Below are 19,961 nucleotides of genomic sequence, written 5' to 3' on the forward strand. Positions count from 1 at the left end.
AGCGCGGTCGGGTGCTTCACCCGGCCGCGCTGACAATTGGCCGGTTCTGCGGGATATCTCGAGGGACGAATTCTGTTCGCGCACTGGGGTGGGTATGCCTGTTGCCGAGTGATCTGGGAACCTACACAGATCGACCCGACCACAGGAATGGCGACATGCAACTGCTTCTGGTGCGGCACGCGTTGCCGCTTCGCAGCGAACACGGCCAGGGTTCAGATCCCGCTTTGTCCGGCGAAGGATTACAGCAGGCCGCCCGATTGCCTGAAGCGCTGGCCAGGTTCCCCATTTCCCGAATTGTGAGCAGTCCCCAGCGGCGTGCGGTCCAGACCGCAGAACCCGTCGCAGCCGAATGTGGCCTGCCTGTTGAGGTCGATGAACGGCTCGCCGAATACGACCGTGGCCTGCCCATGTATATCCCTCTTGAGCACATCCGTGCTGAGTACCCGCAGGAGTGGGCCCGGCTGGCTGAGGGGCGCCTGCCCGGCTCGGTCGACGAGGATGCGTTCCGGGCGCGAGTTCGTGCGGCCGTTGACTCCGTCGTCACCGCGGCCGATCACGAGGACACCGTGGCGGTGTTCAGCCATGGTGGGGTGATTAATGTGGTGCTGCACGAAATTCTGGGAACCAAAAGGCTGCTGTCATTTCCCATCGACTATGTATCGGTGACGCGTCTGCTGTTCTCTCGTACCGGTCAGGCCACCGTGGTCACGGTTAACTGCACCGAACACGTGTGGGACCTCCTGCCGCGAAACCGCCGCTAGCTGGGCGCCATGGCGACACCGGCGTGCGCCCACACCTGCATGACTACCGTCGGGCCGCGGTGTTCTTCTTCGCGGCCCGGCGCAGTTGATAGATCCGTGCGGTACCGGCGAGCACAGTGATCAGTCCGCCGCCCACGGCCGCCAACAGGATGGCCACTCCCAGTGGCAGGCTCCAGCGCCAGCCCAGAAACGTAAATTGTGCCGACGCGGTGTTCTGGGTGATGAATATCAGCAGCACGATGAGGATCAGAAACCCCATGGCGAGCGCCGACCATACGGCGCCGGCGCGGGTGAACGGGACCGCTGCGCCCCGGGTCGCGTCCGTGTCGTGCTTCGCGGCCGATGCTGTCGTGCGAGGCGGCTGATCGGGCGAGGCAGGGGGATTGCTGCTCATAACGTCATCCTTGCTCGTTCTCGCGCGGAAAGAAACCACACGGCACCTGATCCTGCCGCACCGCCTCGCGAACCACGGCGTCCCGCTCAATCCACACCGCCCCGGCGGCGGGCACCAGCCACGCGCGCGTGCCGCCGGATTTGCACAGACCCCGTGTGCCCGCGATCGCCCGCCGCGCTCACCGCCACCGACGCCGCTGATCATGCCCTCGTCACCACGGGACGAAAGCCGGCGGAGCCGGTCGCCTACGGTATACGCGTGAACCCAGCCCAGTGTGATGCGGCGCGGAGCGTCTGGCCCGCCATCCTGACCTGGCGTGCGCACGACATCTCACGCATGGAATCAGTGCGGGTGCAGGTGTCCGGCAAGCGAATCAAGGCGAACGGGCAGATCGTGGCGGCCGCTGCGGAAACGAATCCGGCGTTTCACGCCTACTACGACCTGCAGACAGACGAGACGGGTGCCACGAAGCGAATCGGGCTGACCGTCACGCTGGCCGAACGAGAGCGCCAGCTTTCCATTGCCCGCGACGAGGAGAACATGTGGCTGGTGACTGACCATCGCGGGGAGTCGCGGGCAGGCTACAACGGCGCCCTCGACGTCGACGTGGTCTTTAGCCCGTTTTTCAACGCGTTGGCGATCCGCCGCACCGGTCTGCACCAGCGGCCGGACTCCATCACGTTGCCGATGGTTTATGTGAGCCTGCCTGACATGTCCGTGCGCGCGGCCACCGTCAGCTACAGCAACGCGGACTCCCGAAGTCTCGAGCAAATCGAGGTGAAGTCGCCGGTCGCCGACACCACTCTCAACATCGACGCTGACGGGTTCATCGTCGACTATCCAGGCTTGGCAGAGCGGATCTGATCACCCCGCCGGCCCGGCCTGCGGCAGCCAGTTCTTCGCGCCAGCTTTCTGCTCCGATGACGACGGTGACGATCTCGGTGCGCGGGAAACTGTCATAGCGCGTACGCGCCGCATGTCCGGCGTCGATAAGCTCGGCGAGCGAATCGTTGCGGGCCAGCGCATCCCTGGCGCGCCCGAGCAGCCCGATGACCCGGTCGATCGCCGGCACCAGATGCTCGGAGTTGCCTTCGCACATCGCGCGCACCAGATCGGGCGGACTTCCCGCAACCCGGGTTGCATCACGGAATGAGCCAGCGGCCAGCGCGAAGGCCAACGGAACATCCGCGGCGGTGAGAGCGAGCGCCTCGGCGAGCAAGTGCGGCAGATGCGAGATGGCTGCAGCAGCGGCGTCGTGTTCGTCGGATCTGGCTGGCACCACCATAGCCCCGCAGTCCAGCGCCAACGCCATCACCATCGACCACACTGCGGGGTCCACATGATCGTCGACGCTGATCACCCAGGGGGCTCCGTTGAAGAGCCGGGCATGCCCGGCCGACCATCCGGAGTGCGCGGTGCCGGTCATTGGGTGGCCGCCGACAAACCGCGCCTGCAGCCCCGCCGCGATGACCTCGTCGAGGACCGGCTTCTTGATGCTGGTGACGTCGGTCAGTGGGCAGTTCGGAGCCGATGCCCGGATGTGCGCGAGCATGGCCGGCACCGCCGGCATCGGAACGGCGAGCACGATCAGGGCGTCGGCCTGGGCGGCTCGGGTCAGCGCCTCGCTGATTTCGGTGGTGGCGTCAAAGCCCTCGGATCGGGCAGCCGCCACCCCCTCCACCGAGCGGTTATAACCGAACACCTCACGGCCCGCCGCTCGGGCTGCCCGCATGATCGAACCACCGATCAGACCCAGCCCGAGCACGCACACCGGTGTCTCGAGAACACTCCTAGCCACAGTCCAAGGTTGGCACATTCCGCCAATGGGCCGGCGCGTGATGATCTCGCGGGCCCACGCTCGATCGGCTGGTCAAGGGGCTGCACACCGACTAGCGTTGCGCGCATGGGAGCACAGCGCGCCTCCTCGCAGGCGGATACGCCCGACGGTTTCGGTGTTGCCGTCGTGCGCGAAGAGGGGAAATGGCGCTGTTATCCGATGGGCTCCAAGGCGTTGACGAGTTTAACGGCAGCCGAGACGGAGCTGCGGGAGTTACGCAGCGCAGGAGCTGTTTTCGGGCTGCTCGACATCGATGACGAGTTCTTCGTGATCGTGCGTCCCGGGCCATCGGGAACGCGGCTGCTGCTGTCGGATGCCACCGCGGCGCTGGACTACGATATCGCCGCGGAGGTTCTGGAGAACCTGGACGCTGACATCGACCCCGAAGATCTCGAAGACGCGGAGCCCTTCGAGGAAGGGGATCTGGGGTTGCTGGCTGATATCGGGCTGCCCGAAGCGGTGCTGGGCGTCATCCTCGACGAGACTGACCTGTACGCCGACGAGCAACTGGGCCGCATCGCACGTGAGATGGGCTTTGCCGACGAACTGGCGGCGGTGCTCGAGCGCCTCGGTCGGTGATCGCCGACGAAGACCTCATCCGTACTGCTCTGGCGGTCGCCGCTACCGCTGGTCCGCGCGATGTGCCGGTGGGTGCGGTAATCGTCGCCGCCGATGGAACCGAGCTGGCCCGTGCGGTCAACGCCCGCGAGGCACTCGGCGATCCCACCGCGCACGCTGAGATTCTGGCGATCCGCGCAGCCGCGAAGGTGCTCGGCGGCGGCTGGCGGCTGGGCAATGCCACGCTGGCGGTCACCGTCGAGCCGTGCACGATGTGCGCCGGCGCGCTGGTGCTGGCCCGCATCGAGCGCCTGGTGTTCGGCGCCTGGGAACCCAAGACCGGAGCGGTCGGTTCGCTGTGGGATGTGGTGCGGGATCGTCGGCTCAACCACCGTCCGCAGGTGCGGGGCGGCGTCTTGGCCGACGAGTGCGCCGCGCTGCTGCACGACTTCTTTGCCCGCCAGCGATTGGGGTGAGTGGAGCCCGGTTCGGTAAGCTGCTCGGCGGTGGTGTGTCCGAGCGGCCGAAGGAGCACGCCTCGAAAGCGTGTGACGGGTAACCCCCGTCCGAGGGTTCAAATCCCTCCGCCACCGCCATGAGATGATCGCTTTGTCGGTGACCGATACGTTCGAGGCTTGGGTGTCCTTGACATCGGAGCTGATCCGGCTCTACGGCGATTACCTGTACCGCGAATACGCCGATCCGGACAGCGGCGACATGGTGGTCAACCTGGGGGTCCGTTCGGAGAGCCGTGGACCTACGCCACGGTCTACGACCTCATCCGCCGCGTGCTTCAGCGCACCGGCACCGACTTCGATCCGCACTGGCTGCGGTCGTCGGTGACCACCACGCTACTTCGCCACGGGACGCGCCTGCATACCGGCCTCCCGGGAAAGTGCTGGCGCAGATATACGGGACGCAGCAGATCGCCCCGCCACTGCGTCTGCCACAACCACAAGTCCCATCCCGGCGCGGCACAGCGGTGCACCACGAAGGCGGAGCCGTGGCCCACTCACTCGATCCACGCCGAAATCAGGTGGCACCTGGCGCACAGCGCGTTTGCCGCCCCTGACTGGAACTAACCGACGCCCGGATGAGATCCGCCGTCTGTCGGAGGCCCCAGGACCACCGCTCGTCGAAAAACGTCCGTCTATGTCACCAACGTGGCGTGAAATCAACACAAAAGTATTGACACACGCGCAGACAGCAGAGAGGCTTAACGTGTTCTCAGTCAAAGCTTAGGTTGACTGGGCTTCGGTCACAGCACGAAAGGTGGGGTAGGTCATGGCTGGAGGTCCGCGGAGTCGGCGGCAGCGGCGTCGGGCGGGTGGGGATGCTCGTCGGCGGCGGGTGGTGGTGCGCGGTTTTGGTGTGGGTGCGGCGGCTGCGGGGTTGGTGGTGGCCGCGGGTGCTACCGCGCCGGGGGCGCGGGCCGACATTTTAGATGTGATCATCGATCCCATTATTGATCCGATGATGAGCGCGCTGAGTGCGGGGATGAGTGATCTGGGTGGGGCCGCCGCGGCGCTGGGTGTCGGGGGGCTGGCTGATGTGGGGTCGGCCACGTCGGTGTCGGCTGATCCGCTGGGCGGAGTGGATGCGGCGCTGGTAGGGGTGGTGCAAGACCTCAACAGTGTGGTGAACGGGGTGGCCCAGGATTGGATCACCAGCCCGATCGGGGGGCCTGTTGATAAGGTGATCAACGCCCCGTTTGTGTTGGTGTTTGGCCGGGATTTGATTGGTAACGGGATCAATGATTTCACCGGGACTAATGATTCGCTGTTGGGTAGCTCGGGGTTGTTCGGCAATCTGGGGGATGGCGGGTTTTTGATCGGTAACGGGACCAGGGCCACGGGTGGCCATTGATGGGGTGCCGGGGGATCGGTGATGGGGGTGGGGATGGGGTGCTGGTGGGGCACCGGTGGGTTGCTGCTGGGCAATGGTGGTGAGGGGTGGGGGGACGCTGTCACCGCGGGTGAGGCCGGCGGGGCCGGTGGTGCGGGTGGTTCGGCGGTGTTGTTCGGTAACGGCGGCGCCGGTGGCGCCGGTGGGGCCGGAGCGGCCGGGGCGACCGGCACCACGGGCACAACCGGCACGGAGGGCGCGGCCGGTGTGTTGGGCACCAATGACGGTGCGGGCGGCGCCGGTGGGACCGGCGGTGACGGCGGGGTCGGTGGCGCCGGTGGCGCCGGTGGGGCCGGTGGCGCCGGCGGGGCTGCGGGCTCGTTTATCGGTGATGGCGGTGCCGGTGGCGCCGGTGGGGCCGGTGGTGATGGCGGTGCCGGTGGTGTCGGTGGCACCGGTGGTGCCGGCGGGGCCGGGGCTGCCGGCACCAGCTCGGCTGCTGCGGGTAACGGCGGCACCGGTGGTGGCGCCGGTGATGGTGGCACCGGTGGTGTCGGTGGGGCCGGTGGTGCCGGCGGCGATGGTGGTGTCGGCGGCATCTTTGGTTACACCGGGGCCGGTGGTGACGGTGGCGCCGGCGGGACCGGCGGTATCGGCGGTGACGGTGGTGTCGGTGGCACCGGTGGAGTCGGTGGCGCCAACTCGCTGCTGGTGTCTGGTACCGGCGGGACCGGTGGTGATGGCGGCGCCGGTGGTAACGCCGGGGCCGGTGGCGCCGGTGGTGAAGGCGGGGCCGCGGGCACCGGGAGCGTTAATGGCACGGCCGGGACCAACGGCGCCAGCGGTATCGAAGGGAACGGCGGTATGGGTGGCACCGGTGGGGCCGGTGGCACCAATGGTGCGGCGGGTGTGAGCGGTGCGCTTGGCTCCGGCGGCACCGGCGGTAACGGTGGTACCGGTGGTGAGGGTTATGTCGGCGGCACCGGCGGTACCGGTGGGGCCGGTGGCGCGAACTCGGCCACGCTTGCCACCGGAGGCACCGGCGGTAACGGTGGTACCGGTGGGGCCGGCACCGAGACCGCGGGTACCGGTGGTACCGGTGGCGCCGGTGGTGCCACTAGCGCTGACGCCACCACCGGTGGGACCGGCGGTGACGGCGGTACGGGTGCGGCCGGTGCGGCTGGTCAGGTCGGCGGCGCCGGTGGTACCGGCGGGGCCGGCGGTGACGCGACAGGCACCGCTGGTATCGGCGGTAACGGTGGCACCGGCGGCACCGGCGGTGTCGGTGGGACCGGCACCACGCTCGGCGCCGATGGTGGCGCGGGCGGTCAAGGTGGTATGGGTGGCACCGGTACCGCAACCGGCGGCACCGGTGGTACGGGCGGTACCGGCGGGGCTGGTGGTAACGCCACCGAGTCCAGCGGTATCGGCGGCACCGGCGGCACGGGTGGCACCGGGGGCACCGGAGGAACCGGTGACGGTGTGGCCGGGACGGCCGGCTCGGCTGGTCAGCCCGGTGTGACACCCACCGACGCCACCGGCGGGGCCGGTGGGGCCGGCGGCGCCGGCGGGGCCGGCGGCAGCTAGCCCGGCTGCGCCGGAAGCCTAGGCCGCTGCTTTCGGTGGTCACTTCGTTGGGGCCTCTCCCGCTTTGGCGGGAGAGGCCCCAAACCATGAGTGCCGGGACGTGAGACATGCCGCGGATCGGTTCCGTCGGCTCGGTGTTGCCGCTGCCGGCGAATTCCCGTCGCCCCACACGAAGCCGGTTACGACATCAACCGACCTGGGCGACCGGAGCAGCGGCTGCCGTGACATTTCCGATGGGCCGCTCGGGCAACGGTCTTCCGATCCATCCTGATACCGACAACGCCACCTGCAAGCCGCCAGCGTGCCAGTGAGCGAACAATTCGACCGGGCCGAGCATCGCGCTACGTCTTTTCGGTATCAGCATGTTTGCATCCGTCAGCCAACGGATGCAGGGCAACCTTCCAGCGCGGTTCACACCGGGCAGATATACCGTCCAGGGCGGGCAATGACGTGACGGTCGGGGTGGGGGAATTCCGTGACTGACAGCGCCCACAAATGTGGGGCGATCGCTGACACGACGGGGCGCCCGGACTCGTTTTCCTCTGTCTTTCCTCTGTCGTCGAGACCCCCACACGCGACACCTGTCGAAGAGGGCCGCCGCGTTCTGCGACCGGTGTTGGCGAGGTTGAAAACTCGGCCGGAAGCGACGGTCGAACAGGACGCCACCCGATCTGATGGGATGGGTGATCAGTGTGGAGGCCTGGGCGTTGATCCGGCATCTTCATCGCAGCGAGGGTTTGTCGCAGCGGGCCATTGCCAGGCAGTGGGGCATCGCGCATGGCATGGTGGCCGCGGCCTCAGCCAGTGACGAGCCGCCGACGTGACAGCGGCGGGCCGGTCGATTCGGCGACCAGCGCGGCCGAGCCGCACATTCGAGCATTGGTGGTGGCCTATCCGCAGATGGCGGCGACGGTGATCGCCGAGCGGGTGGGCTGGACGGGTTCCATCTCGTGGCGGGGTGGGTGCGCGCCATTCGACGGGAGTATCTGTCGGCGGAGCCCGTTGATCGGGTTGGCATCCACCGAGATGGGCTGTGCAGCGCGATCTGGGGTGCACGCTGGCGCAAATCCACCCAGCCCTCGGGTGCATCGCACGTCGTTCGCACGTGGCCGCGCAACGATGGTGGGGTCGCCCCCGCCGAAGCGGAGGAGACCCCACCTGCCGACTCCCTGCGGGGGTTAGCTGCCGCCGGTCCCGCCGGCGCCGCCGGCCCCACCGGCCCCGCCGGTGGGGCCGGCGGGTGTCGCACCGTGCGCACCAGGCGAGCCGGCCGTCCCGGCCACACCGTCACCGGTTCCTCCGGTGCCCCCGGTGCCACCCGTGCCGCCGGTGCCGCCGATACCGCTGGACTCGGTGGCGTTACCACCAGCCCCGCCGGTACCGCCCGTACCACCGGTGCCGCCGATACCACCGGTGCCACCCATACCGCCTTGACCGCCCATACCACCATCGGCGCCGTGCGTGGTTCCGGTGCCGCCGACACCGCCGGTGCCGCCGGTGCCGCCGGTGCCGCCGATACTAGCGGTGCCCGTTACGGTTGTGGCGTCACCGCCGGCGCCGCCGGTACCACCGGCGCCGCCGACCTGACCAGCCGCACCGGCAGCACCCGTACCACCGGTGCCGCCGGTCCCGCCGATACCAAGTGATCCGGTTGCCTCACCGCCGGCTCCGCCGGTACCACCACTGCCCGCGGTCACGGTACCAGCACCCCCGGTACCGCCGGCGCCGCCTGTGCCACCGGTGCCGCCGATTGTGGCGTTGGCACCGCCCACCCCCCCGGTGCCGCCGGTGCCACCGACGACACCCTCCCCACCAGCGCCGCCGCTCCCGCCAGTGCCAGCACTGAGTTCACCCACGGTGGCGGCAGCCCCGGTGCCGCCGGTGCCGCCCATACCGCCGTTTCCTGCGGTGCCGCTGGCACCGTTGGCGCCGACGCTGCCATCGTGTGACCCGATCCCGGCAGCCCCGCCTTCACCGCCAGCCCCACCAGCTCCTGCGTTACCGCCGTCACCGCCCTCACCACCGGTACCCGCGGCGGTTCCAGTGCCCCCAGCACCCCCGGTGCCACCCATGCCACCGTCACCGCCCGTGCCGCCGGCGCCACCAGCTCCACCGTCACCACCGGCCCCGGTCTGCCCAAATAACAAACTGGCTCCGCCTGCACCACCAGCGCCGCCATTACCGCCGGCGCCGCCGGCTCCGCCATCACCACCGACACCCCCGCTGCTACCGGTGCCGCCGACCGCGGTGGTGCCACCATCAGCCCCGGCCGCGCCCGGGCCCCCCATACCACCGGTGCCGCCGATACCGCCGGCGCCACCGGCGCCGCCCGCGCCCCCGTTGCCGCCGTCGCCGATCAGAAATCCGCCGATACCGCCGGTGCCGCCGTCTCCGCCGGCGCCGCCGTCACCTCCAATTCCACCGGTGCCGCCAGCGCCGCCTGGAGCGCCCGGTAGGCCGTCAGCGCCGGTCTGACCGGGCACACCCGCTGCTCCAGCCCCGCCAGCTCCGCCAGCGCCCCCGTTGCCTAATAACTCGGCATCCCCGCCTAGGCCCCCGGCCCCGCCGGCGCCACCGTTGACTCCGGCCCCACCAGCACCCCCCTCACCACCATTGCCCAGCAGCCACCCACCGGTGCCCCCCGCACCACCAGCACCCCCATCAACCCCGGCACCGCCGGCGCCCCCATCACCGATCAGCCCGGCCGACCCCCCAATCCCGCCGGCACCCCCATCAACCCCGATCACCCCCGTGGCCCCGGTGCCGCCGTTACCGATCAAAAACCCGCCATCCCCCAGATTGCCGAACAACCCCGAGCTACCCAACAGCGAATCATTAGTCCCGGTGAAATCATTGATCCCGTTACCAATCAAATCCCGGCCAAACACCAACACAAACGGGGTGTTGATCACCTCATCAACCGGCCCCCCGATCGGGCTGGTGATCCAATCCTGGGCCACCCCGTTCACCACGTTGTTGAGGTCTTGCACCACCCCCACCAGCGCCGCATCCACTCCGCCCAGCGGATCAACCGACACCGACGTGGCCGACCCCACATCAGCCAGCCCCCCGACACCCAGCGCCGCGGCGGCCCCACCCAGATCACTCATCCCCGCACTCAGCGCGCTCATCATCGGATCAATAATGGGATCGATGATCACATCCACAATGTCGGCCCGCGCCCCCGGCGCGGTAGCACCCGCGGCCACCACCAACCCCGCAGCCGCCGCACCCACACCAAAACCGCGCACCACCACCCGCCGCCGACGAGCATCCCCACCCGCCTGACGCCGCTGCCGCCGACTCCGCGAACCACCAGCCATGACCTACCCCACCTCCCCTGAGCAGACCAACACGTTGGCCAACCTGAGCATGATTAATGAACACGATAGAGGCTTGGTCATCCTTAAGCTGACGGAACTGCAATTTACTCCAGTGCAGTAGCGTGAGCGATGCTGCGTGTGGGGAAATTGAAAACTTGTGTGGCTGAAACGGTTTGTGGGGAGTGCGGACACTGCTGGTACATGCTCTGAACCGTGATCCCGGGGGTCCGCGATAACCTCTCCCACCATCAGGCGGCCGGGTTGGTGCTGGCCGCTGAGGCACCGCTCACGCGGCTCCGCTGTCGAATCCGAAATCCTGCTTGGAGACAGCTCAGCAGCTCGTGACCACCGGGGTGGAAATACCCGCGGCAACAGATATGCCGGCGACCTTGGGGGCACCGCCTGCGCCAATCTCCCTGCGTCGGGATGCCACTTCATAACCTTCTCGTCCTTTCCCCAGATTGGTGCTCCCCCGCCCACATATCCCGGCTGTAATTGGCTGATGGAATTGATCTCGCCCGTCGACGCGATGTTCCTGCTGTTCGAATCGCGCGAGCACCCAATGCATGCGGGCGGCCTGCAGCTGTTCGAGCCGCCGGAGGGGGCGGACTCGGAGTTCGTCGGCGAGATCTATGACGACATGATCGCCCGCCAGGACGTTCAGCCCGCATTCCGCAAGCGTCCCGCGACGATCTTCGGCGGAATCGCCAACCTGGGCTGGACCTACGACGAGGACATCGACATCGACTACCACGTGCGCCGATCCGCCCTGCCCGCGCCAGGGCGGGTGCGCGATCTGCTGGTGCTGACGTCCCGCCTGCACAGCAGCCTGCTCGACCGCCACCGCCCGCTGTGGGAACTGCATCTGGTCGAGGGGCTCAACGACGGCCGCTTCGCGATCTACACCAAGTTCCACCACGCCCTGATCGACGGTGTGTCGGCGTTGCGGCTGATGCAGCGCGCGCTGTCGGCTGACCCCCGGGACCGCCAGCTGCGAACGGTATGGACTCTGCCGCGGCAGGAGCCGCGTCCGGGCACCTCGTCCCGGTTGCAGTCGCTCATCCGGACGGCGGAAACTGTTGCGGCACTGGGCCCGTCGACACTGCGCCTGACGCGTGCGGCGCTGTGGGAGCAACAGCTGACCCTGCCGTTCGCGGCGCCCCGCACCATGTTCAACGTCAAGATCGGGGGAGCCCGCCGCTGCGCGGCCCAGTCTTGGTCGCTGGACCGGGTCAAAAATGTCAAGCGGGCAGCTGGGGTGACTGTCAACGACGTCGTGCTGGCCATGTGTGCAGGCGCGCTGCGCTACTACCTGGCTGAACACAACGCGCTGCCGGACACACCGTTGATCGCGATGGTCCCGGTCAGCCTGCGTTCCGCGGACGAGTCCGACAGCGGCGGCAACCGGGTGGGAACGCTGCTGTGCAATCTGGGCACCCACACCAGCGACCCCGCGAAACGGCTGGAGACGATCGGCGCGTCAATGCGCCGCAGTAAGACCGTGTTCGCCGAGTTGCCGCGCATCCAGGCGCTGGCAGTGTCGGCGTTTACGATCGCGCCGCTGGGCCTGGCCGCCATTCCCGGGTTCGTCTCCTCGGCGCCACCGCCGTTCAATATCGTTATCTCCAACGTGCCGGGACCGGCTGAGCCGATGTATTGCCGGGGTGCACGGCTGGACGGCAACTACCCGCTGTCCATCGCCCTGGACGGGCAGGCGCTGAACATCACCGTGGTCAACAACGCCGACAACCTCGATTTCGGCCTCGTTGGATGCCGGCGCAGTGTGCCGCACCTGCAGCGGCTACTGGTGCATCTGGAAACGTCGCTGAGCGACCTCGAACGCGCGACCGGGGTGTAGCACCCATGCCCAAACTCAGCGCGGGTGTGCTGGCATATCGGGTCTGCGGCGGCGTCGTCGAAGTGCTCATCGCACATCCGGGCGGCCCGTTCTGGGCGCACAGGGACGACGGCGCGTGGTCGATCCCCAAAGGCGAATACACCCCCGGCGAAGATCCGTGGGTGGCCGCGCAGCGCGAGTTCGCCGAGGAGATCGGACTACCCGTGCCGTGTGGGCCGCACATCGACCTCGGCGCGCTGAAACAACCCGGCGGCAAGGTCGTCACCGTGTTCGCCGTGCCCGCTGATCTCGACATCGCCGACGCGCACAGCAACACCGTCGAACTCGAGTGGCCCACGGGGTCCGGGCGGATGCGACAGTTCCCCGAGGTCGATCGGGTCGGTTGGTTTCCGGTGGCCGTGGCCCGTACCAAGCTGGTCAAGGGCCAGGTGGCTTTCTTGGATCGATTGATGGCGCAGCCAGCTTTGGCGGGCCTGCAGGAAAGCGACTGACCAGGCGGTATCTTCACCCCTATGCAGACATTGCGAACACCTGACCGCTGTTTCATGGACATTCCCCAATTCCCTTATCCGCCAAAGTATTGCGAACTACCAGACGGTGATGGTGGAACGTTGCGGGTGGCGTGGGTCGAGGATGGCCCGGACGACGCCGACCCGATCCTGATGCTGCACGGCGAGCCGTCGTGGTCTTTTTTGTACCGCAAGATGATTCCGATACTGGTCGCCGCCGGGCACCGTGTCGTCTGCCCGGATCTGGTCGGCTTCGGCCGCTCCGACAAACCAACCCGACGAGAGGACCACACCTATGCCCGCCATGTCGAATGGATGCGGGCCGTGGCGTTCGACGTGCTCGAGCTGCACCGGGTGACCCTGGTCGGGCAGGACTGGGGCGGGCTGATCGGGTTGCGGCTGGCCGCTGAGCACCCCGAACGGTTCAGCCGGATCGTCGTCGCCAACACCGGGCTGCCGACCGGCGACCGGCCGATGCCAAAGATCTGGTGGCGATTCCGCGAGACCATCCAGAACCTGCCGACGATCGAGGTCGGGCGGTTCGTGGCGGCGGGGTGCCGACGGCCGATGAGCGATGCGGTGCGCGCCGCCTACGACGCACCCTTCCCCGACGACGCCTACTGCGCCGGACCACGTGCCATGCCGGGTCTGGTGCCGACCTCACCCGACGATCCGGCCGCAGCCGCGAACCGCGCAGCGTGGGCGGCGCTGTGCGCGAGCCCGATACCGATGCTGGTCGCGTTCAGCGACGGTGATCCCATCACCGGGGCGATGGCGCCGATCTTTCAGCGTGAGATGCGCGGTGCTCAGGGAATCGATCACCCTGTGGTACACGATGCCGGCCACTTCCTGCAAGAGGACGCCGGCGAAGAACTCGCCGGCTATATCGTGGAGTTTCTGCGCCGGTATTGAGCTGGTTCGCTGTGCCCAACGGTCTGCTGTTGGCTTGGTGTCCGGCTGAACGACCGGCCGGGTTGGTGCGATCCCGGCCTCCGTTAACCGTTGCAGTCTGCTGGTACCGCCTGCACGCAACAGCGGATAGGCGAAGATGAACGGCATGGACCTGCCCGTACAGCCACCGGTCGAACCCATGCTGGCCAGGGCGGTCGCCGAGGTCCCTGACGAGCCCGGCGAATGGTGCTACGAACCGAAATGGGACGGTTTCCGCGTCCTGGTGTTTCGCGACGGCGGCGAGGTGCTCTTGCACTCGCGTAACGGCAGGCAGCTGGACCGCTACTTCCCGGAGCTGGTGGAGGCGTTACGCACGGAGGTGGCACCACGGTGTGTGTTGGACGGCGAAGTCGTCGTGCCCCGTGAGATTGGCGGCCGGGTCCGGTTGGATTGGGCGTCGCTTTGCCAACGAATTCATCCTGCGGCGAGCCGCATCACGTTGCTCGCCGACCAGACGCCTGCGCATTTCATCGGGTTCGACGCGCTGGCCAGCGGGACGGAGTCGTTGATGAACGCGCCGTTTGGCGTCCGTCGACAAGCGTTGACAGAGTTGGTTATCGAAAAGCAGTGGTGCCATGTCACCCGCGTTACCGAAGACCCCCAGCTCGGCGCGCACTGGCTGACGACCTTCGAGGGAGCCGGCCTGGATGGGGTCATCGCCAAACGTCTTGCCGGACCCTATCTTCCCGGGAAACGCGCGATGGTGAAGGTCAAACACGTGCGCGATGCCGATTGTGTGGCAATCGGCTACCGGATTCACAAAAGCGGCCAAGGTGTCGGCTCGATCCTGCTGGGCCTCTACCGCGATGACGGGCAACTGCAGATGGTCGGCGGTGCAGCGTCATTCACTGCGAAAGATCGGCTGAAGCTGCTTGCCGAGCTTGAACCACTGCGCATCGGCGACGACGTGGTCTACCAGGGCGTGCCCAGCCGGTGGAGTTCGACCGCGGACAAGCGATGGATCCCGGTGCGGCCGGAGAAGGTCGCCGAAGTCGCCTACGACCAGATGGAGGGCCAACGATTCCGGCACACCGCGCATTTCGTGCGCTGGCGGCCTGACCGGGCCCCGCAAAGCTGCACTTTCGACCAGCTGGACGTGCCGCTGCATTACGACCTCTCCGATGTCTTGGAGTCGTAATGGCGGCTACCGCTGAGATCATCGAGGTCGACGGTATCTCGGTGCGGGTGACCCATCCGGATCGGCTGTATTTTCCCAGACTGGGATCCAGGGGGACGAAACGCCACCTCGTGCAGTATTACCGGGCTGTCGCCTCAGGGCCCATGATGGCCGCGCTGCGCGACCGGCCCACCCATCTGCAGCGCTTCCCCGACGGCATCGAGGGCGAGGAAATCTATCAAAAGCGGGTTCCGGTCCACCATCCCGACTATGTGAAAACCTGCCGGGTGACATTCCCGTCGGGCCGCACAGCCGATGCGCTGAAGGTGACTCACCCGGCAGCCATCGTATGGGCGGCACAGATGGGCACGATCACGCTGCACCCGTGGCCGGTGCGCTGCCCGGACACCGAGCATCCCGACGAACTGCGGGTCGATCTGGATCCACAGCCCGGCGTCGGATTCGGGCAGGCCGCCGCCGTCGCGGTCGACGTGCTGCGCCCGCTGCTGGACGAGCTCGGTCTGGTCGGATACCCGAAGACGTCCGGCGGTCGGGGGGTGCATGTGTTCTTGCGGATCGCCACCGAGTGGGATTTCGTCGAGGTGCGCCGGGCCGGTATCGCCCTGGCCCGAGAGGTGGAGCGGCGCGCACCCGACACGGTGACCACGTCGTGGTGGAAAGAGGAACGCGGTAAGCGAATCTTCATCGACTTCAACCAGAACGCCCGCGACCGCACCATGGCGGCGGCATATTCGGTGCGCAGCACCCCGATCGCCACGGTGTCGACACCGTTGACCTGGGACGAACTGGCCGATGCCGACCCGGACGACTACACCATGGCCACCGTGCCGGACCTGGTGAACCAGCGCGCGGATCCCTGGTCCGGTATGGACGCGGTGAAGCAGTCGATCTCACCGCTGTTGGCGATGGCCGACGCTGACGCAGCGCGTGGTCTGGGTGACCTGCCTTATCCCCCGAATTACCCGAAGATGCCGGGCGAACCGAAACGTGTGCAGCCGAGCCGGGACGCCGACTTGACCAGAAGAAACAGGCGGAAATGAGGTTGGTCATGCTGGCTGCCGGCCGCCGTGCTCGAGATGCGAGGGCAGAATCCCGTTGCTGCTCAGTCGATTACACTCCTGCAACGTCCAGCACAACACTGGCCCCCAACCGTAAAGGAGGCGGGTAATTGCTTTACTGTGCGAATTGGGGACAATAGGCGCGAATAGCGTTCTGCACAACCTGGCGCGCTTCCCGCGGTGTCAGCTGCGGGGATTTACGCAACTCTTCTGTGCCCCACGCGACCGTGGCCGGTCCGACCGCCTCGGCGGCGTGGCAATGGTGTCGCCGCCGCTCACGGCGCGATTGTCCCTCCGCGCACCGACAAGTGCCTAGATTGCGCAGCGGCTCGCCTGCGGCGCCGGATTTCGCCAATCGGCGAGTGCAACCACGCCGGGACGCCGATGTGACCCGATGTGAAGAGGCAAATCAGCCGCGAGTGACACGGCACAGTTCTTAGCATGGAACCCAATCTCTAACTGGCAAGACCGGGGTGGGGCTGCGCTGCTGCGCTTCGGGCCATAGTGGGACTGGGGTAGAGATCGATGCGTCTGTTGACAGCCACACTCGTCGTGATCAGCATCTGCATGCTCGCCGGGTGTGGCAGCGCGGCGAACCACAGCAGTAAGCCGTCGACCACGGCGTCGACCACCACGTCAAGAATTCCGCCTCCGGTGGCGGAAGGCTCGCTCAAAGGGTTCCTGCTCAATCCCGAGCAGATCAATACCGCCATGGGGGCAACGGACATGACGGTGACGAAAAACCACGTCGCGATGTCCGACGACAGCACGACGATGACGCCCAGAGAGTGCCTGGCGATCGACGGCGCGGCGCAGGCCCAGGTGTATGCGGGTAGCGGTTTCATGGCCGTCCGTGATCAGACACTGCAGGAAGGTGATAACTTTGCTCACTACGCCGAGCAAGCGGTGGTGTTGTTTCCCTCCGCCAAACAAGCCCGCGCCTTTTTCAGTGCTTCAGCGCAACAATGGCCGGCCTGCCATCACTACACCCATGTGCAGTCCCAATCGGAGTGGACCGTGGGGGCGATATCGCACACCAACGACACGCTGAGCACTATCGCGACCCAGCAGAACCCTAAGCCCCCGGGCTGGGCTTGCGGACGGGCGCTGGCCGTCAGAAACAACGTCATTGTCGACGTCAACACCTGCAGCGCCGATCCGAAGAACTCGGCGCTCGACATCGCCAACCAGATCGCCGCCAAAGTGCCCCATTAGACGGACGCCGGGAAGGTCAGGGTCTGTGCGCCCGGGGGCGGTTCGCCGGCTATGCCGCCGAGGATCCCAGACGACTCGCGGTGAACGTCGCGGCCTGGTTTGTCATGTCGGGAACATATAAAAGGTGCGCGACCATATTCCCACTGTCGTCGCAGATGATGTCGCTGGGAATGCACGAGTCGATGGTTTTCGGGCGGTACACGGCGCTGATGGCAGGAAGCTGGCCGCCCGCCAGCGACTTGGCGTATGCGCTTTCCGGATTGCCGAACAGCGCTACCGCGGCGACGTGATCAGCCACCCCGGCGGGCATGGAGTTGGTGGCCAGGTCAATCACACCCGCGCCCTGTGAATACCCGCCCAGTACCAATCTGGTGTTGGGACAGCTTGCGACCATGTCCTTGATGTGGGCGCTGGCATCGTCGGCGCCGGCCAACGCACTGTTCAGGTAGTCGTTGGTGGCGGGGTAGTTGACCGGGTAGACGCCGATAGACCGCCCGGGAACTTGGGATCGCAGCGAATCGATGAACGCCTGACCGACACCTCCGACGCCGGGCGGCTCGCCCGTACCGCGAGCAAACACCACTTCACTGTCCGGGCAAGGCTCGGCCCATGCCCTCGGCGTATTGACGAGGGCGCCCGGTAGTGCTGCCGACATCACGATCGCCACGGCGAGGATACGGGAGATGCTGCGTGCGCTCATTCGTCAATGCTGACATATCACGCATATCACGCGCGGCTACCCGCCACGATGGTCTTGCCGGCGCCGCGGCTGCTCCGGTGAATCCTGGGCAGCTCAGGACGGGACGAGTCCACGCGGAAGTGTCAGCGGCAGATCGGTGTAGGTGACGATACCCGGGGCGGCGGCGACGACGGCGGGTATGGCGTTGATGGTGGGCATCGCCGTCATGATGTGACCGAGCACCATGAAATCGGCGATCGTCTCCGCCTGGAAGTCGGGCGGAGGCAGGAAGCTGACGGCGGTGCGCACCGTCGGGCGGCCGTCGATCTGGATCACCCACCCGTCCTGGTCGATCTTCCAGTCGGGGTCCAGTGTTTGTCCTTTACGCCACCGGACGTTGAGTTCCACCACAGTCTTGTCGCCAACCAGACCTTGCCAGCTGGCGTAGACACCGGCCACACATCCCGCAGCGATGGTCCACGATCCCAGGTCGAGATCGGCGGTGGTGCGCGCATACTCGGCTTGGCAGCGCACCTGGTCCAGCTCGATACCCAGCGCGTCGCCCACCAGCCGCACTGCTTCGCCGAATACCGCGGTCCCCTGCGCGGTCATCGCCGGTAAATCGGGGTGATCAATCGGCTTGCCGAAACCCACGGGCAGCTCGGTCGCCGGTGAGTCGTAAAAGGTGGTGTCGGCAGCCTCGTTGACCGTCACCTTGTCGATCCGATCGCATACCATCGCCGAGACCATGGCCAGCAGCTCGGCAAACCCCGGGCTGACGCCGGATCCGAACATCGTCGAGTTGCCTTTGCGGCAGGCTTGGGTGATGCGCTCCCGGTCGGCGCCCAGGTTATGCCCGGTGATGAACGAGGCGGTGGCCACCACGTTGACACCCGCCGACAAGATGCGCACCAGCTCGTCAACATCGATCCACATCGGGTTGTAGACCACGCAGTCCGGTTTGAGCGCCAGCAGTGCCTCGACATCGTCAGTAGCGGTGACACCCAGCGGCGCTATTCCGCATAGTTCGCCCACGTCACGGCCAACCTTGTCCGGCGACCAGGCATAACAGCCGACCAACTCAAGGCCCGGATGGGTAGCGATCGCCTGCACTGAGCTCTTCCCGACGTTTCCGGTGGTCCACTGAACAACCCGATAGGTGTTTGGCATCCGCTTAGCATAGAAAAAGCGGGCACAGCCCCGGACCCACCCCGGTCGGATGCCCCGAGCCCAGCGGGCACCACACCGAAATAACGCGGCACATATGCGCTGTTCGCACCGGGCCTCAGCCGGGGAGCCGGCGTGCAGACCTATTCGTCGACGGCGACCCCTCCGCGGGAGCGTCGGCGGCGGCGCAGCGTCGAGGACTTGCCGGTAGGACGACGGTTGCGCAGCCTTTGCCGGGAGGGTTCGGCGGCCACCCCCGTGTCGGCTGCAGCGGTGTCGTCAGGGACGGGTTCGGGAAGTGCCGACTCGGGGTCGGGGGTACGGTCGGGGGTAGTAGTGGCCGCTGCCGACTCCTCAGCCGGCGCCGCGGTGTCGCCGTCAACGGTTTGCTGACGTCCGATCTGTCCCACTTCGGTCGACTCCGCGTCGGGGTGGTCGCCCTTAGTCACCAAGGTGGTCTCGGTGTCGGTAGTGGACGCAGCCTCGGTAGTGGTTTCGATCACGGCTTCTGCGCGGTCTTTGCGGCGCTGTCTGCGGCGCCGACGCCGTTGTTTGGGCTCTTGACGCTGTTTCGGTTTGGGCGGTGGCGGGGGCAACTCGGCGACAAACGACAGGTAGAACCCGAAGATTGCGAGCACCGCGATAGCGGCGGCGGCTCCGTAAATCCCGAACAACCACCGCCCGGCGGCATCCAGGCTGAGCCAGATCTCGCTGATCGCGGTGCCGACGATCAACACCCCAGCCACCACATGAGCCACGATCGACCCTGTCCGCAAGGACAGGGCAAGCTGCGGGGTGCCATATTCGGGTTTACGGGCCCGCAACAGGCTAAACACCACCGGCAATGCGGCCAGGGCGATCAGCGCGCCCACCCCGATTCGCAACGCCGTCCCCAGGGCGTGCGGCGTGTCACCCATGAGCTCAGGCCAGCGGGGCAACACGAAAAAGAAGTAGAGAACACCGGCGGCAATCGAAAACGACGCGTGCCACAGCATGGCGATGGTGCGCCCCATACCCCTCCTATGCTGGCGGGCTCAAGCCGGTGTACGGGCGCCAACCCGACAGTCACGTCTGGTCGCGC

Annotated in this window: 20 protein-coding genes, 1 tRNA gene and 1 pseudogene; 15 read left to right on the forward strand and 7 right to left on the reverse strand. The window is 67.1% G+C overall.

Going from position 1 to position 19,961, the window contains the following annotated elements:
• Nucleotides 1–155: 155 nt before the first annotated feature.
• Nucleotides 156–761 carry a histidine phosphatase family protein gene (locus G6N08_RS06955; RefSeq protein WP_163755530.1) on the forward strand — a complete coding sequence of 202 codons (606 nt, stop codon included), beginning with the start codon at nt 156–158 and terminating at the stop codon, nt 759–761.
• A gap of 43 nt (nt 762–804) precedes the next feature.
• Here G6N08_RS06955 and G6N08_RS06960 read toward each other — a convergent pair whose 3' ends face one another.
• The gene (locus tag G6N08_RS06960; RefSeq protein ID WP_163755532.1) at nt 805–1,155 is read right to left on the reverse strand and encodes a LapA family protein; all 351 of its coding nucleotides are present in this window, start codon (nt 1,153–1,155) and stop codon (nt 805–807) included.
• Between the two features lie 336 nt (nt 1,156–1,491).
• Here G6N08_RS06960 and G6N08_RS06965 point away from each other — a divergent pair, with 336 nt between their 5' ends.
• Entirely contained in the window at nt 1,492–2,019 is a 528-nt protein-coding gene (locus G6N08_RS06965) for a putative glycolipid-binding domain-containing protein (RefSeq protein WP_246216704.1), read from the forward strand.
• On the opposite strand, the gene G6N08_RS06970 is transcribed toward G6N08_RS06965, so the two are convergent.
• Entirely contained in the window at nt 1,982–2,926 is a 945-nt protein-coding gene (locus G6N08_RS06970) for a prephenate dehydrogenase (protein ID WP_246216705.1), read from the reverse strand. The two genes, G6N08_RS06965 and G6N08_RS06970, sit on opposite strands and share 38 nt — an antisense overlap.
• A 132-nt stretch (nt 2,927–3,058) precedes the next feature.
• Between G6N08_RS06970 and G6N08_RS06975 the strand changes: the two genes are divergently transcribed.
• From G6N08_RS06975 to G6N08_RS21290, 7 genes and pseudogenes are all read left to right on the forward strand, one after another.
• The gene (locus G6N08_RS06975; RefSeq protein ID WP_163755536.1) at nt 3,059–3,571 is read left to right on the forward strand and encodes a tRNA adenosine deaminase-associated protein; all 513 of its coding nucleotides are present in this window, start codon (nt 3,059–3,061) and stop codon (nt 3,569–3,571) included.
• Complete coding sequence (locus G6N08_RS06980; protein WP_163755538.1) at nt 3,568–4,026, forward strand: nucleoside deaminase; 459 nt, start codon at nt 3,568–3,570, stop codon at nt 4,024–4,026. Before G6N08_RS06975 ends, G6N08_RS06980 begins: the two co-directional genes overlap by 4 nt.
• A 29-nt stretch (nt 4,027–4,055) precedes the next feature.
• Nucleotides 4,056–4,146 (forward strand) — tRNA-Ser (locus G6N08_RS06985).
• Between the two features lie 688 nt (nt 4,147–4,834).
• Nucleotides 4,835–5,416 carry a hypothetical protein gene (locus G6N08_RS06990; RefSeq protein ID WP_163755540.1) on the forward strand — a complete coding sequence of 194 codons (582 nt, stop codon included), beginning with the start codon at nt 4,835–4,837 and terminating at the stop codon, nt 5,414–5,416.
• 21 nt (nt 5,417–5,437) lie between these two features.
• On the forward strand, nt 5,438–6,982 hold the full coding sequence (locus tag G6N08_RS06995; protein ID WP_163755542.1) for an exosporium protein: 1,545 nt from the start codon (nt 5,438–5,440) through the stop codon (nt 6,980–6,982).
• A 683-nt stretch (nt 6,983–7,665) separates the two neighbouring features.
• Nucleotides 7,666–7,806, forward strand: coding sequence for a hypothetical protein (locus tag G6N08_RS07000; protein WP_246216631.1), 141 nt, complete (start codon nt 7,666–7,668; stop codon nt 7,804–7,806).
• Between the two features lie 28 nt (nt 7,807–7,834).
• Nucleotides 7,835–7,930, forward strand: a pseudogene (locus tag G6N08_RS21290) (hypothetical protein); the annotation flags it as partial.
• A 230-nt stretch (nt 7,931–8,160) separates the two neighbouring features.
• On the opposite strand, the gene G6N08_RS07005 reads toward G6N08_RS21290, so the two are convergent.
• Nucleotides 8,161–10,305 carry a PE family protein gene (locus G6N08_RS07005; RefSeq protein WP_163755544.1) on the reverse strand — a complete coding sequence of 715 codons (2,145 nt, stop codon included), beginning with the start codon at nt 10,303–10,305 and terminating at the stop codon, nt 8,161–8,163.
• 502 nt (nt 10,306–10,807) lie between these two features.
• Here G6N08_RS07005 and G6N08_RS07010 point away from each other — a divergent pair.
• The 5 genes from G6N08_RS07010 (at nt 10,808) to ligD (ending at nt 15,801) form a co-directional block, all read left to right on the forward strand.
• A complete protein-coding gene (locus tag G6N08_RS07010) occupies nt 10,808–12,163 on the forward strand; it encodes a WS/DGAT/MGAT family O-acyltransferase (RefSeq protein ID WP_163755546.1) in 1,356 nt (451 codons plus the stop codon).
• 5 nt (nt 12,164–12,168) lie between these two features.
• Nucleotides 12,169–12,654, forward strand: a complete 486-nt coding sequence (locus G6N08_RS07015; RefSeq protein ID WP_163755548.1) for an NUDIX hydrolase — start codon at nt 12,169–12,171, stop codon at nt 12,652–12,654.
• Nucleotides 12,655–12,675: 21 nt separating this feature from the next.
• On the forward strand, nt 12,676–13,584 hold the full coding sequence (locus G6N08_RS07020; RefSeq protein ID WP_163755550.1) for a haloalkane dehalogenase: 909 nt from the start codon (nt 12,676–12,678) through the stop codon (nt 13,582–13,584).
• A gap of 136 nt (nt 13,585–13,720) precedes the next feature.
• Nucleotides 13,721–14,761, forward strand: coding sequence for an ATP-dependent DNA ligase (locus G6N08_RS07025; RefSeq protein ID WP_163755551.1), 1,041 nt, complete (start codon nt 13,721–13,723; stop codon nt 14,759–14,761).
• Nucleotides 14,761–15,801: a non-homologous end-joining DNA ligase gene (gene ligD, locus G6N08_RS07030; protein ID WP_163755553.1), complete on the forward strand. Its 1,041-nt coding sequence runs from the start codon at nt 14,761–14,763 to the stop codon at nt 15,799–15,801. The genes G6N08_RS07025 and ligD overlap by 1 nt, the downstream gene beginning before the upstream one ends.
• 473 nt (nt 15,802–16,274) lie before the next feature.
• On the opposite strand, the gene G6N08_RS20600 is transcribed toward ligD, so the two are convergent.
• The gene (locus tag G6N08_RS20600; protein WP_246216632.1) at nt 16,275–16,493 is read right to left on the reverse strand and encodes a hypothetical protein; all 219 of its coding nucleotides are present in this window, start codon (nt 16,491–16,493) and stop codon (nt 16,275–16,277) included.
• Here G6N08_RS20600 and G6N08_RS07035 point away from each other — a divergent pair.
• Nucleotides 16,474–17,034 carry a sensor domain-containing protein gene (locus tag G6N08_RS07035; RefSeq protein WP_246216633.1) on the forward strand — a complete coding sequence of 187 codons (561 nt, stop codon included), beginning with the start codon at nt 16,474–16,476 and terminating at the stop codon, nt 17,032–17,034. The two genes, G6N08_RS20600 and G6N08_RS07035, sit on opposite strands and share 20 nt — an antisense overlap.
• Nucleotides 17,035–17,083: 49 nt before the next feature.
• On the opposite strand, the gene G6N08_RS07040 is transcribed toward G6N08_RS07035, so the two are convergent.
• The 3 genes from G6N08_RS07040 to lucA all read right to left on the reverse strand — a co-directional run bounded on the left by G6N08_RS07040 (nt 17,084) and on the right by lucA (nt 19,893).
• Complete coding sequence (locus tag G6N08_RS07040; RefSeq protein WP_163755557.1) at nt 17,084–17,734, reverse strand: cutinase family protein; 651 nt, start codon at nt 17,732–17,734, stop codon at nt 17,084–17,086.
• A gap of 93 nt (nt 17,735–17,827) precedes the next feature.
• On the reverse strand, nt 17,828–18,883 hold the full coding sequence (locus G6N08_RS07045; protein WP_163755558.1) for an NAD(P)H-dependent amine dehydrogenase family protein: 1,056 nt from the start codon (nt 18,881–18,883) through the stop codon (nt 17,828–17,830).
• A 140-nt stretch (nt 18,884–19,023) separates the two neighbouring features.
• Nucleotides 19,024–19,893, reverse strand: a complete 870-nt coding sequence (gene lucA / locus G6N08_RS07050; RefSeq protein ID WP_163755560.1) for a lipid uptake coordinator LucA — start codon at nt 19,891–19,893, stop codon at nt 19,024–19,026.
• Between the last annotated feature and the right edge of the window lie 68 nt (nt 19,894–19,961).

Source organism: Mycobacterium botniense, from assembly GCF_010723305.1.
GTDB lineage: Bacteria > Actinomycetota > Actinomycetes > Mycobacteriales > Mycobacteriaceae > Mycobacterium > Mycobacterium botniense.

Coding starts and splice junctions, on each gene's coding strand:
- G6N08_RS06955 (WP_163755530.1), top strand. CDS start 156: ATGCAACTGCTTCTGGTGCGGCACGCGTTGCCGCTTCGCAGCGAACAC.
- G6N08_RS06960 (WP_163755532.1), bottom strand. CDS start 1,155: ATGAGCAGCAATCCCCCTGCCTCGCCCGATCAGCCGCCTCGCACGACA.
- G6N08_RS06965 (WP_246216704.1), top strand. CDS start 1,492: ATGGAATCAGTGCGGGTGCAGGTGTCCGGCAAGCGAATCAAGGCGAAC.
- G6N08_RS06975 (WP_163755536.1), top strand. CDS start 3,059: ATGGGAGCACAGCGCGCCTCCTCGCAGGCGGATACGCCCGACGGTTTC.
- G6N08_RS06990 (WP_163755540.1), top strand. CDS start 4,835: ATGGCTGGAGGTCCGCGGAGTCGGCGGCAGCGGCGTCGGGCGGGTGGG.
- G6N08_RS06995 (WP_163755542.1), top strand. CDS start 5,438: ATGGGGGTGGGGATGGGGTGCTGGTGGGGCACCGGTGGGTTGCTGCTG.
- G6N08_RS07005 (WP_163755544.1), bottom strand. CDS start 10,305: ATGGCTGGTGGTTCGCGGAGTCGGCGGCAGCGGCGTCAGGCGGGTGGG.
- G6N08_RS07010 (WP_163755546.1), top strand. CDS start 10,808: ATGGAATTGATCTCGCCCGTCGACGCGATGTTCCTGCTGTTCGAATCG.
- G6N08_RS07015 (WP_163755548.1), top strand. CDS start 12,169: ATGCCCAAACTCAGCGCGGGTGTGCTGGCATATCGGGTCTGCGGCGGC.
- G6N08_RS07020 (WP_163755550.1), top strand. CDS start 12,676: ATGCAGACATTGCGAACACCTGACCGCTGTTTCATGGACATTCCCCAA.
- G6N08_RS07025 (WP_163755551.1), top strand. CDS start 13,721: ATGAACGGCATGGACCTGCCCGTACAGCCACCGGTCGAACCCATGCTG.
- ligD (WP_163755553.1), top strand. CDS start 14,761: ATGGCGGCTACCGCTGAGATCATCGAGGTCGACGGTATCTCGGTGCGG.
- G6N08_RS07040 (WP_163755557.1), bottom strand. CDS start 17,734: ATGAGCGCACGCAGCATCTCCCGTATCCTCGCCGTGGCGATCGTGATG.
- G6N08_RS07045 (WP_163755558.1), bottom strand. CDS start 18,883: ATGCCAAACACCTATCGGGTTGTTCAGTGGACCACCGGAAACGTCGGG.
- lucA (WP_163755560.1), bottom strand. CDS start 19,893: ATGGGGCGCACCATCGCCATGCTGTGGCACGCGTCGTTTTCGATTGCC.